This window comes from Snodgrassella alvi wkB2, from assembly GCF_000600005.1.
GTDB lineage: Bacteria > Pseudomonadota > Gammaproteobacteria > Burkholderiales > Neisseriaceae > Snodgrassella > Snodgrassella alvi.
The window spans coordinates 478,406-495,000 of the sequence record NZ_CP007446.1; the positions used below are offsets into that span (position 1 = coordinate 478,406).

At 47.7% G+C, this 16,595-nt stretch carries 12 protein-coding genes; 6 read left to right on the plus strand and 6 right to left on the minus strand.

The window, feature by feature from the left end; translation table 11 throughout:
- Positions 1 to 210: 210 nt before the first annotated feature.
- The 4 genes from SALWKB2_RS02075 to tsaD are packed head-to-tail and all read right to left on the minus strand — an operon-like array spanning position 211 to position 4,136.
- A complete protein-coding gene (locus SALWKB2_RS02075) occupies positions 211 to 639 on the minus strand; it encodes a DUF4124 domain-containing protein (protein ID WP_025330033.1) in 429 nt (142 codons plus the stop codon).
- Positions 640 to 659: 20 nt separating this feature from the next.
- The gene (locus SALWKB2_RS02080; RefSeq protein WP_025330034.1) at positions 660 to 1,145 is read right to left on the minus strand and encodes a hypothetical protein; all 486 of its coding nucleotides are present in this window, start codon (positions 1,143 to 1,145) and stop codon (positions 660 to 662) included.
- Between the two features lie 24 nt (positions 1,146 to 1,169).
- Complete coding sequence (locus SALWKB2_RS02085; protein WP_025330035.1) at positions 1,170 to 3,074, minus strand: ATP-binding cassette domain-containing protein; 1,905 nt, start codon at positions 3,072 to 3,074, stop codon at positions 1,170 to 1,172.
- A 39-nt stretch (positions 3,075 to 3,113) separates the two neighbouring features.
- On the minus strand, positions 3,114 to 4,136 hold the full coding sequence (gene tsaD / locus SALWKB2_RS02090; RefSeq protein WP_025330036.1) for a tRNA (adenosine(37)-N6)-threonylcarbamoyltransferase complex transferase subunit TsaD: 1,023 nt from the start codon (positions 4,134 to 4,136) through the stop codon (positions 3,114 to 3,116).
- Between the two features lie 201 nt (positions 4,137 to 4,337).
- Here tsaD and queC point away from each other — a divergent pair, with 201 nt between their 5' ends.
- From queC to SALWKB2_RS02120, 6 genes are all read left to right on the plus strand, one after another.
- Positions 4,338 to 5,000 (plus strand): 7-cyano-7-deazaguanine synthase QueC, encoded by a 663-nt coding sequence (queC, locus tag SALWKB2_RS02095; RefSeq protein ID WP_025330037.1) that lies wholly within the window; start codon positions 4,338 to 4,340, stop codon positions 4,998 to 5,000.
- 110 nt (positions 5,001 to 5,110) lie between these two features.
- Complete coding sequence (locus SALWKB2_RS02100) at positions 5,111 to 5,383, plus strand: HP0495 family protein (protein WP_025330038.1); 273 nt, start codon at positions 5,111 to 5,113, stop codon at positions 5,381 to 5,383.
- Positions 5,380 to 6,024 carry a lipoyl(octanoyl) transferase LipB gene (lipB, locus tag SALWKB2_RS02105; RefSeq protein WP_025330039.1) on the plus strand — a complete coding sequence of 215 codons (645 nt, stop codon included), beginning with the start codon at positions 5,380 to 5,382 and terminating at the stop codon, positions 6,022 to 6,024. The genes SALWKB2_RS02100 and lipB overlap by 4 nt, the downstream gene beginning before the upstream one ends.
- On the plus strand, positions 6,021 to 6,977 hold the full coding sequence (gene lipA / locus SALWKB2_RS02110; RefSeq protein WP_025330040.1) for a lipoyl synthase: 957 nt from the start codon (positions 6,021 to 6,023) through the stop codon (positions 6,975 to 6,977). The genes lipB and lipA overlap by 4 nt, the downstream gene beginning before the upstream one ends.
- A 459-nt stretch (positions 6,978 to 7,436) precedes the next feature.
- The gene (gene gltB / locus SALWKB2_RS02115) at positions 7,437 to 11,903 is read left to right on the plus strand and encodes a glutamate synthase large subunit (RefSeq protein WP_025330041.1); all 4,467 of its coding nucleotides are present in this window, start codon (positions 7,437 to 7,439) and stop codon (positions 11,901 to 11,903) included.
- A 49-nt stretch (positions 11,904 to 11,952) separates the two neighbouring features.
- Positions 11,953 to 13,362 carry an FAD-dependent oxidoreductase gene (locus SALWKB2_RS02120; protein WP_025330042.1) on the plus strand — a complete coding sequence of 470 codons (1,410 nt, stop codon included), beginning with the start codon at positions 11,953 to 11,955 and terminating at the stop codon, positions 13,360 to 13,362.
- 77 nt (positions 13,363 to 13,439) lie between these two features.
- Here SALWKB2_RS02120 and SALWKB2_RS02125 read toward each other — a convergent pair whose 3' ends face one another.
- Both SALWKB2_RS02125 and SALWKB2_RS02130 read right to left on the minus strand, forming a co-directional pair.
- Positions 13,440 to 15,068, minus strand: a complete 1,629-nt coding sequence (locus SALWKB2_RS02125) for an FAD-dependent oxidoreductase (RefSeq protein WP_038648647.1) — start codon at positions 15,066 to 15,068, stop codon at positions 13,440 to 13,442.
- A gap of 13 nt (positions 15,069 to 15,081) precedes the next feature.
- Positions 15,082 to 16,590, minus strand: a complete 1,509-nt coding sequence (locus SALWKB2_RS02130; RefSeq protein ID WP_025330044.1) for a polyamine aminopropyltransferase — start codon at positions 16,588 to 16,590, stop codon at positions 15,082 to 15,084.
- Between the last annotated feature and the right edge of the window lie 5 nt (positions 16,591 to 16,595).

Here is a 16,595-nt window from a genome sequence, read left to right on the forward strand (position 1 = left end):
TTTAACAGATATTTGATCGATGCGCTGAGGTTGAGGATGATGTTATTACTTTATATCAGGAATGCTTTTATATGGTTTTATCTACGATTTATATTTGATAATCCTGCCTGAATAATAGAGTTAATTCTCAGATATATACTTTTATGTATGAATCATTCAAATTATTTACCGGCTAAAAAGTATTTTAAGCCGGTAAATTCTAAGCAGATTTTATTTGCCATTCAGAGCTTTATCCAAATCCTGCTGCCGGGATTTTACGGCATCTTCCAGACCTTTTATGCGTTCCTGATAGCGCACGTAGTTGCGTTCATTTCCCATACGAATTTTTTTACCGTCTTCCAGTGCTTTTTTGGCATCGGCAAGGTTTTTACGTGCAGCAGAAATTGCGGCCTGATCGGGCTGGTTGCTGGCGGCTGAATCTGCATCTTTGGAATTGGTATCAGGAGTAGCTACGACAGGTTTGTAGGCAGAAGTGGTTGAGAAATTCCCGCCCAGATTGCTGACAGAATGGCAGTTTTTACCTTTCGGAACTTCGCTGTAACTGTGATTCCCCCGGCTGTCGGTGCATTCATATATCTGTGCCAGTGCAGAAGTGCTTATCAGTGTACACAATGTGGCAAGTATCAGGGATTTTCTCATGATTTATCCTTTATCTGGGTTTACATACGACCAAGTTCCCGCTGTATGGCCTGAATGTTCTGCTGCCGGTCAAGTACTGCGCTTTGCAGTTCGGTAATATTACCGCCTTTACCGGTACGGCTGCGGTTCAGTGCCTGCTGTGCCTGAGCAAGAGCATTACGTTCATTGGTCAGCTCCTGCTGCAAAATGGCACGACGGGTATTGTCGCTGCCTTTAGGAACGATATTAACTGTGGGTTGCAGGCCGCTATAGGCTGTTGCTACCTTGGTTGCAGGCCGCGGGCGGCTGCGTATTGTGGCCGAAGCGCTACTGTTGCGGTAGCTGGGACGGCTGTCGCTGTAGCTACCGATAGCCGGTAAGTTGGCTACGGCACAATTACCCTTTAGTTTTGAGGTATAGACAACTTCGCCGTTTTCAAGACAGGTATACACTTTTGCAACGGCACTCTGTCCTATAAACAGGCCACTGGTAAATATTAGTATGGGAATGATTTTTTTGTATGTCATTATTGAGCCTTATACTGCAATAATTCAAGTAGTCTGGTTAATGTTTTCGACTTCTTGCTGCCATTCAAGCCATTTTTCTTCAGTCTGAGCTAATTTTACTTTGAGCTCGGCCAATTGGGTAAGGGTTTGTTGTAATTTTGTCTGATTTTCGTCAAGATATGCTTCTTCACTGGCAAGAAATGCTTCATGTTGTTTGCGTTGCTGCTGCCAGTTTCCCATATCCCGTTCGGCTTTTTCGATATTTTTCAATAACGGTTTAATCAGACGGGCACGCTGCTGACGTTGTTGTGCTTCAATGCGTTTCTGCTCTTTGCGATTGTGATTATCACGCGAATCCTGCGGCTGTTCACCGTTATGCTGATCCTGAGTTAAACGCCACTGGCGGTAATTGCTGAGGTCACCATCAAAGTGTTTCAGTTCGCCATCACTGAGATAAATTAAAGCATCAGTAGTGGATTCAAGCAGACTGCGGTCGTGAGAGACTACGATCAGTGCGCCTTTAAACGTCTGTAATGCTACAGTTAATGCATGGCGCATGTCCAGATCAAGATGGTTTGTCGGTTCGTCCAGTAGCAGCAGGTTCGGTTTTTGCCAGACTATCATTGCCAGTGCCAGACGGGCTTTTTCACCGCCGGAAAAGGGGGCAATTGGTTGTAAAGCCATATCCCCGATGAAGGCAAAGCTACCGAGGAAGTTGCGGATTTCCTGTTCGCGTACGGCCGGTGACAGCTGCTGGATATGCCAGACCGGACTTTGGTCTGCACGCAGTGTTTCGAGCTGATGCTGGGCGAAATAGCCGATTTTGAGTTTTTCCGCACGGATAATCTGGCCGCTTAGTGGTTTCAGGCTGCCGGAAATGGCTTTGATAAGGGTGGATTTACCGCTGCCGTTTACCCCGAGCAGACCATAACGTGCTCCGGATTCAACTGAAAGGTCGATATCGTGCAGAACGGTTTTGTCACCATAGCCAAGGTTGATGTGTTCCAGTTTCAGCAGCGGATTAGGCAGATGGTCAGGCTGTGCAAACTGAAACGAAAATTCACTGTCCAGATGTGCCGGCGCAATGCGTTCAAGCCGTGCCAGTGCTTTGATTCGGCTTTGTGCCTGTACTGCCTTGGTGGCTTTGGCTTTAAAGCGGTCGATAAAGGATTGCAGGTGCTGAATATGAGCCTGCTGTTTAAGATAGGCAGCCTGCTGCTGAGTCAGCCGCTGTGCACGTTCCTGCTGATAAAAATCATAGTTGCCGCCGTAGAGGATAAGCTGCTGTTGTGTCAGTTCAACTGTCTGAGTGGTGGTGGCATTCAGAAAATCACGGTCATGCGAAATGATTATCTGGGTGGTATCCAGACCGGCCAGATGCTGTTCCAGCCACAATACTGTTTCCAGATCCAGATGGTTGGTAGGTTCATCCAGCAGGAGTAAATCCGTACGGCACATCAGTGCCTGAGCCAGATTCAGGCGCATACGCCAGCCGCCGCTGAATGATTTTACCGGTTGCTGCTGTTCCTGCTGTGAGAAACCAAGGCCGTTGAGCAGTTTGGCTGCACGTGCCGGTGCACTGTAGGCGCCGATTTCATCCAGCCTTGCATGATATTCTGCCTGTTTGAAGCCGTCGTCGTCATCTTCGGCCTGTTGCAGTAGCTGTTGCAGTTGCTGCAATTCGCTATCGCCCTGCAAAACATAGTCCAGGGCGGGTATATCCAGTGCCGGTGTTTCCTGTTTGACAGTGGCCAGTTGCCAGTGTTTGGGTAAACGGATATCACCGCTGTCATGGCTGATTTTACCTTCAATCAGAGCGAACAGGCTGGATTTGCCGGTGCCGTTTTTACCAATCAGGCCGATACGCTGACCCGGATAGATGGTCAGGCTGGCATTATTCAAAAGTTGTTTATTACCACGTTGTAAACTAAGGTTTTTAATTTCAATCATATTAATCTGTGCGGTTAACCGTGCTGAGGGTGCACGGTATTACTGAACAATCTGGCTGAGCGGCCAGCGCGGTTTTACATTAAAACCGGCAGCAGGCTGTGCGTTGCTCAGGTGCATGGCACCGGCAAAAGCAATCATGGCGCCATTATCTGTGCAGTAGGCCATTGGCGGAAAGAATGTCTGTATTCCCGGCAAGTTGCTGAGGCTTTGGCGTAACTGCCAGTTTGCGCCGACACCGCCGGCAACAACTAGCCGCTGATAACCGGTTTGTTTTAATGCCTGTCTGGCTTTGCTGGTGAGTACATCTACTACGGCGTTCTGAAATTCGCGGCAAATATCATTGCGGATTTGCTCCGGAAGCTGTTCTTTACAGCCTGTTTCTGCGCGGATTTTGTTTACTGCGGTCAATACTGCGGTTTTTAAACCGGAAAAACTCATGTTTAAGTCGTGTGAATGCAGCATGGGGCGGGGAAAATGCAGGCTGCCCGGTTGTCCCAGTCTAGCCAGTTCTGACAGTCTGGCACCGCCGGGATAAGGCAGACCAAGCAGTTTGGCGGTTTTATCGAAAGCTTCTCCGGCAGCGTCATCGATGCTTTCACCCAGAAGGGTATAGTCGCCAATCCCTTTTACGGCCATAAACTGGGTATGGCCGCCGGAAACCAGTAAGGCGACGAAGGGAAAGGCAGGTTTGTCTTCGCTCAGTAACGGCGAGAGCATGTGTCCTTCAAGGTGATGTACCGGAATAACCGGTTTGTTCAGGGCGAATGCCAGAGCATTGGCAAAGCTGGCACCGGCCAAAAGTGCACCGCCCAGACCCGGTCCCTGTGTGTAGGCAATAGCGTCGATATCACTGTATGTTTTATCTGCCTCTTGCAGACAGGCCTGAGTAAGCGGTGTCAGCCGGCGGATGTGATCGCGGCTGGCCAGTTCAGGCACGACACCGCCATATTCTGCATGCATGGCAATTTGTGTATGCAGTTGATGAGCCAGCAGACCGTGCGTGCTGTCGTACAGGGCGACGCCGGTTTCATCACAAGAAGATTCTATTCCCAGTACCAACATGTTTGTGTATTTGAAATATCAGCAATAAAGCCGGTTATTTTACCTGTTTTACACGCTTTCGTGACTAAACTGTCAGTATAAGAGGGCAAATGTTTTATAATTTGTAATAAATGACTGCGTGGTTCGCAAACCTCCCACGTCAGGCGGTCGGAAAGAGGGCTTTCCGGCTGGTTCTGAAATCAAAACTAAGGAATCTGGATAATGAAACAATATTCTAAGGCTCTGGTAATTTTTTCCGGCGGTCAGGACTCAACTACCTGTCTGTTGCAGGCTATTGCTGCTTACGGGCGTGAGAATGTGCAGACGATTACGTTTCAGTATGGTCAGCGTCATGCGATTGAGCTGGAAAAAGCACGCTGGATTGCACAGGATCTGGGTGTGGCACAGACAGTGATGGATTTGTCGCTGCTGCAAAGTATTACCCATAATGCGCTGATGGATAAACAGCAGACGATTGAGGCACCGGCTGAAGGGTTGCCCAATACTTTTGTCGACGGACGGAATGCGCTGTTTTTGCTGTATGCGGCCATTTTCGCTAAGGGGCAGAGTATTCATGATGTTATTGCCGGTGTCTGTGAAACAGATTTTTCCGGCTATCCTGATTGCCGTAATGTGTTTGTCCAGTCTATGAATGTGACGCTGAATCTGGCTATGGATTATGAATTCAGGCTGATAACGCCGCTGATGTATCTGGATAAGGCGCAAACCTGGGCATTGGCGGATGAGCTGGGCTATCTGGATTATGTACGGAAACACACACATACTTGTTATGATGGTATAGAGGGCGGTTGTGGTAAATGCCCGAGCTGTGTGTTGCGCGAACGGGGATTACAGACCTATCTGGCACAAAAAACAGGTGTTTAGTCTGGCTGTGCAGCTGTTCTTAGCTTTGGATTAAAAAATTTTACGTGAATAAGCCTGTTTTGCATGGGATTTACATGGTACAAACGTGAGCAGACAGGAAAGGTACAGAAATGAGTGATAATCTGAAAACCAGTATTATTGAATTTCCGCTGGATTTCCCGATTAAGGTAATGGGTGCACAGCATCCGGAATTTGAGGCTAAAGTGCTGGAGGTGGTGCAGCAGCATGCACCGGATACAGCAGCAGAAAATATTAATACCCGTCCGAGCAGTAAGGGTAATTATATTAGTGCAACGGTGGTGGTTCGTGCTGAAAATCAGGAACAGCTGGATAATATTTATCGTGCTTTAAGCAGCCATCCGATGGTGAAAGTTGTACTATGAAAGTGGTGCAGCTGGGTTTACGCTCCTATCAGCCGGTTTTTGCGGCTATGCAGGAATTTACTGCACAGCGTACGGCTGATACTGAAGATGAATTATGGGTGGTTGAACATCCGCCGGTGTTCACTCAGGGTATGGCTGGTAAGCCCGAACATATTCTGGTGCATGATGATATCGAGGTAGTGCAGATTGACCGGGGCGGACAGGTTACCTATCACGGTCCTGGGCAGCTGGTGGTATATACGCTGATTGATTTCAAGCGCCGGCATATTACTGTGCGCGAGCTGGTCAGCCGGCTGGAAAACAGTATTATTGCTACGCTGGCTGATTATGGAATTACAGCGGTAAATGATCCGAAACGTCCCGGTGTTTATGTGAACGGTCAAAAAATTGCTTCGCTTGGTCTGCGTATTAAACAAGGCGCGGTGTATCACGGGCTGGCACTGAATGTGAATATGGATCTGACTCCGTTTACACATATTAATCCGTGCGGTTATGCCGGTTTGCATATGACCCAGATAGCGGATTTTGTTAAGCCCTGTCCGGAGCTGGCTGATGTGGCTGAGCGTTTAACCGGCTACCTGACTTTAGAATTGAATGCACCGCCGCCTGAGCGGAAATCTACACAGAAAGTTGTACTATGAATCAAGATAACAGCCAAGGGGTAAAACATAAAGGTGCGGAAAAAACTGCGCGCATTCCGATTAAGGTTGTGCCGCTGGAAGAAAAACTGAAAAAGCCGGAATGGATACGGGCACGGCTGCCAAGCAGTCAGAAGTTTTTTGAAATTAAAAGCATTGTGCGTGAGCAGAAGCTGCATACTGTATGCGAAGAAGCCAGCTGTCCGAATATTGGTGAATGTTTCAGCAAAGGTACGGCAACATTTATGATTATGGGTGATATCTGCACCCGCCGCTGTCCGTTCTGTGATGTGGGGCATGGCCGTCCTAATCCGCTTGATCCGCAGGAACCAAAGCATCTGGCTGCTTCAGTGAAAGCAATGAATTTACGTTATGTGGTGATTACTTCGGTTGACCGTGATGACTTACGCGATGGCGGGGCACAGCATTTTGCCGACTGCATTACTGCCATCCGCGAGTCCAGCCCGCATACACAGATTGAGGTGCTGGTGCCTGATTTTCGCGGCCGTCTGGATACTGCGCTGGATATTCTGGCACAGACACCGCCGGATGTACTGAATCACAATCTGGAAACCGCACCGCGCCTGTATAAGCAGGCTCGCCCCGGAGCCGATTATCAGCATTCACTGAAACTGCTGAAACAGTACAAGGCATTAAGGCCGGAAGTGGCAACCAAATCCGGTCTGATGGTAGGGCTGGGAGAGAGTGATGAGGAAATTCTGGAAGTTATGCAGGATTTACGTGCTCATGATGTGGAAATGATTACCATCGGCCAGTATTTACAGCCAAGTAACAGCCATTTGCCGGTATTGCGTTATGTTACGCCGCAGCAGTTTAAGGAGTTTGAAAAGCGTGCTTACGAGATGGGCTTTAAGCATGGTGCCATTGGTGCCATGGTACGCTCCAGTTATCATGCTGATGTTCAGGCTGAACATGCGGGTGTCGTTAATGAGTAATATTTATCGGGGAGATGCCGGCATCTCTCTTTTTTATTCATTACAGCCGAAAAGTATAAAAACAGGATGCGCCTGTTTTTTTATATTTAAAGCCGGAAATAATTAAATCAGATAATTTTATATTGTTGAATTAGAATAATAATTGATTATTATTCTCAATTAAAATAATTTGCCAATAGCATAATTTGTGCTTTTGGCAATTTTTTTGGCCTTTTAGACAGTTATTATTAATTATCTCTAAATTGGTGAAAAATAGCAGATATTGTACTCAATTCCATTTTTATACGCAGTAAAACGGATTATCGTAGTGATTTAATCTAAATTTAAATGAAATCACAGAGTTTTTTTTGCGGTGCTGGAGAAAAAAGGTTTTGACGCTTATAGGTAAATTTTTGTATGTTTGTTACCTTGTCTAATTAATTTGTGCTTTGCAGTTAGTGCAGCAAATGAGGTTTCCCGATGTCCAGCTTATATGACCACTCTCTGGTAAAAGAAAACTGCGGTTTTGGATTGATTGCCAATATTGAAGGCGAAGCCAGCCACAAGGTGGTGCGTACCGCAATTCTTGGGCTGTCACGCATGCAGCATCGCGGTGCGATTTTATCGGATGGCAAAACAGGTGATGGTTGTGGCCTGTTACTGCAAATGCCGAAAAAATTCTTTCAGGCTGTTGCCGAAGAAGAAGGAATTACGCTGGCCAAAAACTTTGCCGTAGGGATGATTTTCTTTCCCCGAGATGAGGCTTTGCTAGAAGAATATAAAGCAATAATTGAGGAAGAACTGACGCGTGAAACGCTGAATATTTCATTCTGGCGGCCTGTTCCCACCAATCCGAAAATGCTTGGTTCCATTGCTCTGGCGGATATGCCTTATATTCAGCAGGTGTTTGTTAATGCGCCTGCCGGCTGGCTGCCGCGTGATTTGGAACGGCGGCTGTTTATGACCCGCCGGCGTGTTGAAAAACGGATTAATCATCGTGATTTTTATATTTGCAGCTTATCCAATCAGACGATGATTTATAAAGGGCTGTGTATGCCCAAGGATTTGCCGCGGTTTTATCCTGATCTGGCTGATTTGCGCATGCAAAGTGCTATTTGTCTGTTTCACCAGCGCTTTTCAACCAATACATTGCCACGCTGGCAGCTGGCTCAGCCATTCCGTTATCTGGCACACAATGGTGAAATTAATACTATTTCAGGGAATCGTGCCTGGGCGCGCGCACGCTCGTATAAATACCATACACCGCTGATTCCCGATTTGCAGACTGCTGCGCCGTTTGTAAATGAAACCGGTTCGGATTCCAGCTCTCTGGACAATATGCTGGAGCTGTTTGTGAATGGCGGTATGGATTTGTTCCGGGCTATGCGTCTGCTGGTACCGCCGGCATGGCAGCACAATCCGGATATGGATGAGGGTTTGCGTGCATTTTACGATTTTAATTCCATGCATATGGAACCATGGGACGGTCCGGCCGGTATTGTACTGAGTGACGGCCGCTATGCGGCCTGTACGCTGGACAGAAATGGTTTACGGCCGGCGCGCTATGTTATTACTCAGGATAAACTGATTACGATTGCTTCTGAAGTGGGTATCTGGGATTACGCACCGGATGAAGTACTGGAAAAAGGCCGTGTCGGACCGGGTGAGTTGCTGGTGATAGATACGCGTGAAGGCCGGCTGATGCATTCAGCGGATATCAATACTGAGCTGAAAACCCGGCATCCGTATAAAGAATGGCTGGATAAAAATGTATTATCGCTGATTCCGTTTGAAAAACTGCCGGATGAAGAGGCCGGTACCTCCAGTTTGTCAGCAGACCAGTTACTGGTTTATCAGAAACTGTTCGGTTATGACATGGAAGAGCTGGAAAATGTGGTGCGGATACTGGGAGAAAACGGACAGGAACCGGTAGGATCAATGGGTGACGATACGCCATTTGCGGTGTTGTCACAACGGCCGCGGGTACTGTACGACTATTTCCGTCAGTATTTTGCTCAGGTAACCAATCCGCCGATTGACCCCTTGCGCGAAAAACATGTGATGAGCCTGAATACTTGTATCGGGCGAGAAATGAGTGTGTTTTTTGAAGCTGAGGGAATGTCACACCGGGTGAATTTTAAATCGCCGGTATTGCTGTACTCTGATATGCAGCAGTTATTGCAGTTATCAGCTGAGCATTACCAGCATCATCATCTGGATGCTGTTTATAACCCGAATGAAACCAGTTTGCAGGAAGCACTGGTACATTTATGCGATGAAGCCGTGGCTGCTGTCAGAAACGGTGCTGTTCTGCTGGTGATATCAGACCGCAATGTCAGCCGGAATGCTATTGCTATTCCTGCTGTTTTCAGTGTCGGTGCTATTCAGCAGCGTCTGGTCGAAACCAATTTGCGCTGTGATGCCAATATTATTGTTGAAACTGCCTCGGCACGTAATCCGCACCATTTTGCGGTACTGATTGGTCTGGGTGCCACGGCAGTGTATCCGTATCTGGCGTATGAAAGTCTGGCCAGAATGGTCAGCATTGGTGCAATTACCAAACCATTACGGCAGGTAATGCTGAATTTCCGCAATGGTATTAATAAGGGGCTGTATAAAATCATCTCCAAAATGGGTATTTCAACGATTTCTTCCTATCGTTGTGCCTGTTTGTTTGAAGCAGTGGGCTTTCATCACGAAGTGATGCAGTTATGCTTTAAGAATATGATTAATCGGATTGAAGGTGCAACATTTGCCCAGTTGGATGATGAGCTCAGATGGCTTCACAAGCGGGCATGGCAGAAAAGCCGCGGACTGGAAATCGGCGGTTATCTGAAATACAAGCCGCAGGGTGAATATCATGCCTATAATCCTGAGGTGGTGAATACATTGCAGGCGGCCATAAATACCGGAGACTATAGCCGTTACCGTCGCTATGCAGATGCAGTTAACCACCGTCCGCCTGCTATGCTGCGAGATTTGCTGCGTCTGAAAACTGATAATGCAACGCCGGTTAAACTGGAACAAGTAGAAGCAGCAGAAAATCTGTATAAGCGCTTTGACAGTGCGGCAATGTCTATCGGCGCACTGAGTCCGGAAGCGCATGAAGCGCTGGCTACTGCGATGAACCGTCTGGGCGGTTTCTCCAATTCGGGAGAAGGGGGCGAAGATCCGAACCGCTACGGTACTGAACGGGTATCACGGATTAAACAGGTGGCTTCCGGCCGTTTTGGTGTAACACCGGCTTATCTGATGAGTGCTGATGTTATTCAGATTAAAGTGGCACAGGGTGCCAAGCCGGGTGAAGGTGGTCAGTTACCCGGGGATAAGGTGACTCCGTACATTGCTCAGCTGCGCTTTGCCGTGCCCGGGTCTACGCTGATTTCGCCGCCACCGCATCATGATATTTATTCAATTGAAGATTTGGCACAGCTGATTTTTGACTTGAAACAGATTAATCCGCGTGCGCTGATTTCAGTTAAGCTGGTGTCTTTACCGGGTGTGGGTACGATTGCTACCGGTGTGGCTAAGGCATATGCGGATCTGATTACTATTTCCGGCTATGACGGCGGTACCGGTGCCAGTCCGATAACCAGTGTGAAATATGCCGGCAGCCCGTGGGAACTGGGTCTGGCTGAAACTCAGCAGGCTCTGGTAGAAAATAATCTGCGCCACAAAGTGCGCTTACAGGTCGACGGTGGTCTGAAAACCGGGCTGGATATTGTGAAGGCAGCTATTCTGGGGGCTGAAAGTTTTGGTTTTGGTACCGGGCCGATGATTGCACTGGGCTGCCGCTATCTGCGCATTTGCCATCTGAATAACTGCGCTACCGGTGTAGCGACACAGGATGATACTCTGCGCCATGAACATTTCCACGGCCTGCCTGAGAAAGCAATGAATTATTTCAAATTCATCGCACAGGATGTACGCGAAATTATGGCGCAGCTCGGTGTAACTCAGTTAACTGATTTAATCGGCCGTACTGAGTTACTGGAAATTGTTTCCGGAATTACGCCTAAACAAGGTACGCTGGATTTGTGCAAGCTGCTGTATTCCCCGAAAGTACCGGATGGCAGCTCACGCTACTGTACCCAGACCAATCCTCCGTTTGATCCGGGGCGCCTTAACCGTACCATCATGGAGGATATTGGTGATGCGATACAAAGCGGTGAGGATGTTGAATTAAATTATGATATTAATAATACCGACCGTTCAGTAGGTGCCTCATTATCCGGCCGGATTGCAGAAACTTACGGTAATCGTGGTCACGTACCTCAGCGTTTTGATATCTATCTGACCGGAACAGCCGGACAAAGTTTTGGCGTATGGCTGGCCGGAACTGTAAATTTATATCTCACCGGGGATGCCAATGATTATGTGGGTAAAGGTATGGCCGGCGGCAAAATTGTGATTCATCCGCACGGCGGCACAGCTTTCCGTCCTGAAGACACGACAATTATCGGCAATACCTGTCTGTATGGTGCTACCGGTGGCAAGCTTTTTGCTTCCGGTAAGGCCGGTGAACGTTTTGCCGTGCGCAATTCCGGCGCTACGGTGGTCGTAGAAGGCATTGGTGACAATGGCTGTGAATATATGACTGGTGGTGTGGTATGCGTACTCGGTAAAACCGGAATTAATTTTGGTGCCGGTATGACCGGCGGCTTTGCCTATGTACTGGATGTAGACGGCTGCTTTAAACAGCGGATTAATCCGGAGCTGGTGGAAGGGCTGGATATCAGTGAATTAACTATGCATCAGGAAAATCTGCGCGGGTTAATTGCCGAGCATGTAGAGAATACCCACAGTCCGTTAGGGGAGCGCATTCTGGCAGAATGGGATAATTATGTCAGCCGTTTTGTGCTGGTTAAACCGAAAGCCAATGATGTTGATGCGTTACTGGGACATAAGCCGCGTACAGTTACAGAACTGCGTGCAGTGACCCAGTAAGCCCGCCGGATAATGCAGAAATAATTAGAAATATTGCAAGGAACACCAGATGAGTCAACGCGAAAATGTTTATCAGTTTATTGATGTGCCGCGTGTCGATCCCCCGAAAGAACCGCTGACTGTACGTCGGCATGAGTTTGCGGAAATTTATCAGCCGTTTACTACTGCACAGGCTATTGCGCAGGCAGACCGCTGTCTGGCCTGTGGTAATCCGTACTGTCAGAATAAATGCCCTTTACACAATAATATTCCCAACTGGTTGCGACTGGCCAATGAAGGAAGAATTATCGAAGCAGTTGAACTGGCACACTCTACCAACAGTCTGCCGGAAGTCTGCGGACGGGTTTGCCCGCAAGACCGCTTGTGTGAAGGTGATTGCACGCTGAATGCTGAATTCGGAGCGGTTACGATTGGAGCCATTGAAAAATACATTACTGAACAGGCTTTTGCACAGGGATGGCATCCTGATATCAGTAAGGTGGAAAAAGTAGGCAAAAAAGTGGCGGTAGTCGGTGCCGGTCCGGCCGGGCTGGGTTGTGCCGATGTACTGATTCGCAATGGTGTGGATGTTACAGTTTACGAACGGGCGACAGAAATCGGCGGTTTACTGACTTTCGGTATTCCGGCTTTTAAACTGGAAAAAGAAGTGATGATGCGCCGCCGTCATGTACTGACTGATATGGGTATTGAGTTCAGACTGGGGGTAACAGTAGGTGAAGATGTTACCCTGCAAGAGCTGGAACAGCAGTATGATGCGGTATTTCTGGGTGTAGGTACTTATCAGGGGCTGCGTGCAGGAATTGAAAATGAAGATGCCGCTGGTGTCTATCTAGCATTGCCTTATTTAATCGGCAATACCGAACATTTGCTGAATATTCCCAGTAAAGATTATGTTTCTATGGCCGATAAGCGCGTAGTGGTTCTTGGCGGTGGTGATACTGCCATGGATTGTGTGCGTACAGCTTTACGTCAGCAGGCAAAAGAGGTTATCTGTGCCTATCGCCGCGATGCGGCCAATATGCCCGGGTCAAAAAAAGAATTCAATAATGCGCGTGAAGAAGGTGTTCAGTTCAAATTCAATGTGCAGCCACAGGCAGTAGTGACTGATGCTGATGGTACAGTAAGCGGTATTCAGGTAGTAAAAACCATAATGGGTGCGCCAGATGAACGCGGGCGCCGGCGTGCTGAAATTGTTGCCGGCAGTGAAGAAGTGATTGCCTGCGATGCGGTGATTGTGGCGTTTGGTTTTGCTCCGCACAGTATGCCCTGGTTAAACAGTGTTGGTGTTACTGTGGATGAACGCGGCCGGATTCAGACCTGTGGTGAATATAAACAGCAGACAGCCAACCCCAGAATTTTTGCCGGTGGTGATATTACCCGTGGTTCTGATCTGGTGGTTACTGCTATTGCCGAAGGTCGAGATGCGGCACAAAGTATTATGGATTATCTTGAAGTTTAGAAAGTTTGTTATCTGAATCAAACAGCCTGCTGCCATATTTCTGGCAGCAGGCTGTTTGTTTGTTCTGATACCGCATATTAGTGTTGTGCCAGTATCTGAACTGCCGCACGTTTACCCCAGTAGCAGGCTTCTTCAAAAATCGAATAACCGGATAAATCACTGTGTGCAAACTGTAAGCGACCGGTATAAGTACGCAGTGACTGTAAACCCTGATTGGACAGATAGCCCGGTTGCGGTACAGCCATGGCATGGCCACGTAAACTTAAACGCGCCTGCAACATACGCCGGCGTAGTTTAACTCCATAGATTTGCTCCAGTTCTGCGGCCGCACACTGATAAATTTCATCGGTTGATGCAGACAGCATCCAGCGGCGCACATTAGCAGGGGTATCATGATTCAGTGCAGTATAGGCGGTAAATGAGGTATAGGCTGGTGGCCCTTGCCGGATTTGCTGGTGGGTTGCCACCACATAACCCAGTCCTTTCCCCTGATAGAGGATATTATCCCAGGCGAGTTTGCTGCCCTTGCGTTCTGCCGGAAAACCACGCAGCAGAAAATTTGCCACAATCCATGGTGCATATTGCGGCATATGAATATCCGGTTTGAATCCGTACTGCTGAATATCTTTAACTACATGGGCTGCAATATAAAGTGGCATGGCACATACAGCATGCTGAGCCTCAAGCCAGTAATATTGTTGCCGCTCTGTACAGATAAGTAGGCGAACACCCTGATTATGCTCCTCAATTGAAACAGCAAAGGCATTGATGCTATATGGCTGAGTGCGTGGCAAACTAATATCCGCCAGACCGGTTACCGGATGCAGGCGGCAGAACGTGCGTATCCGTTGCGACAGTTCATTCAAACCATCAGGCCATGTCATTATTGTGCCATGCTCATTTTGCTGATTACCGCGCGCACAAAAATAGTGCAAACCTGCCCAGGCACTGATTTGTCTGATACCTTGTCCATAATCATCACGGCAGCAATAGTCCAGATACCATAAAAATGTCGGCGAACGATAGTTTTGCTGCTCAAGCCAGTCAGCAAATGTTATTTTTTCCAGACGGCGCCATTGGCTATCCATGCTGGCTAAATCAAGCGGAATAGTGAATAAACGCTTACCATCCGTACCACGCTGACTACTGAGCCTGTGTACAAACTGAAAAAAGCGTTTACTGTCGGCATCTGTGTGTGGCAGTAAATCGTTCTGCCATTGCTGCTGATAAAACAGACGCTCATTAGGTACTTGAAGCAAAGCCCGCTCATCATAGACACCATGCTGACAGAGCTGTAAATCACTAAGTAGTTCGCGAATATGTTCTGATTCAGGCGAAGGCAGGGGCAGATAATGGGCTCCGGTCGGATAGTTTACGCCAAACTGCTGTTCGCCGCGGTTATTGCCATTGCGTTCAGCCCCGTCAAGTAAAATATAATCCTGCATGCCTTGTCTGGATAATTGCCACGCCGCAGCCAGAGCTGCCGCCCCGCTGCCGACAATCACAGTATTCACGCTGAATCTGGGTATCTCTGCCGGGACATTTATACGAGCATCACGAATAGCATGGCCGGTTGCCTTACCGGGAAAAGCTATACTGACTGGCGGCTGCCCGGGTCTGAAATAGCGCCATGCCTCATAGCCGGTTAGACCTACCATACTGGCACCGAGCACATGGCTGAGAAAACGGCGACGACTGATTTTCATTTCTGCTATTCCTTTAGCGCATGACAGCGCGCCAGTCAGCCTCAAAATACTCTACCAGCTTTTGTGTATTCAGATGATTGGGTTCAACAGAGCGGCGTTGCATATCTTTCGGAAAAATAAACATTTCTCTTGTACTATCGGCATCCAGATAGCGTGTTGGTACCTGATAATGATCAGGAATCAGAAATTCACCGCTCTGATTTGCCATTACATAACCCCATTCACCGAATGACGGAACATAAACATGGTAAGGCAGAGTCTTTAAGCCGGCCGTTTCCAGTGTGTTCACAATACACCAGAACGCATTCGGGGCAAAATAAGGTGAAGTGGACTGCACTACGATATTGCCCTGAGGATTTAAATGCTGTGCAACCATCCGGTACATCGGAACTGAATACAGCTTGCCCAGAGAAAAATTAGACGGGTCGGGAAAATCGATAATGATTGCATCAAATTTCTGCTGATTGTGTTCCAGCCACTGTGCCGCATCCGCATTGATAATATGCATTTTCGGATTATTCAGTGAATTCTGGTTAAGCTGGCGCAAATGAGTAGAGTTACGGAATACTTTAGTCATGCTGGCATCCAGATCGACCAGAGTAACCTGCTTAACCTGAGGGTATTTCAGTACTTCACGAGCAGCCAGTCCGTCACCGCCGCCCAGTATCAGAACACTGGCAGTCTGAGGATTCTGTTCCATTACCGGCAAGACCAGTGCTTCGTGATAACGGGCTTCATCCATTGAAGAAAATTGTAAATTGCCGTTGATAAATAAGCGGGTATCATTATGCCATTTTGTAATGACCAGACGCTGATAAGGAGAGGCTGTGCTGTATACGACCGGATCGCCGAAATAATGCTGTTCTGCCTTATCGGTAATTTTATTGGCATAGCAGAAAAGAAGAATCAGAATAAGCAGAACCATATTACCGCGCAGATACAGGCTGCGGTAGCGGCGTAAGTTTTTTTTAAATAACCGTGCAGTTAATAATGCAACAACTGTATTCAGAATACCGAACAGCAGAGCGCTTCTGGCCATACCGAGTTTGGGTGCCAGAATCAAAGGGAAGAGCAGAGAAACAGCCAGTGCACCCAGATAATCAAAAGTCAGCACTCGGCTAACGACTTCTTTAAATTCAACTTCCCGTAAATTGAGTACCCGCATGACCAGCGGCAGTTCCATTCCGGTAACAATACCAATGGTCAGTACCATTCCGTACAGTATCGAACGAAAAGGTGTCTCAGAGAAGCCAAACAGAACAAACAGCAGCAGCGCAGAAATACCGCCAACGATACCCACCAGAATTTCGATATCAATAAAACGGTTTAATGCATCTTTATCCTTAATATAGCGTGTCATATGTGCACCGATACCCATCGCAAACATGTACACGCCAATAATTGAAGAAAACTGAAGTATCGAATCACCAAGCAGATAACTGGCCAGAGCAGCAATAATCAGTTCATATGCCAGACCGCAACTGGCTACCACAAATACCGATACAATTAAAGCAGGATTCACCGTTT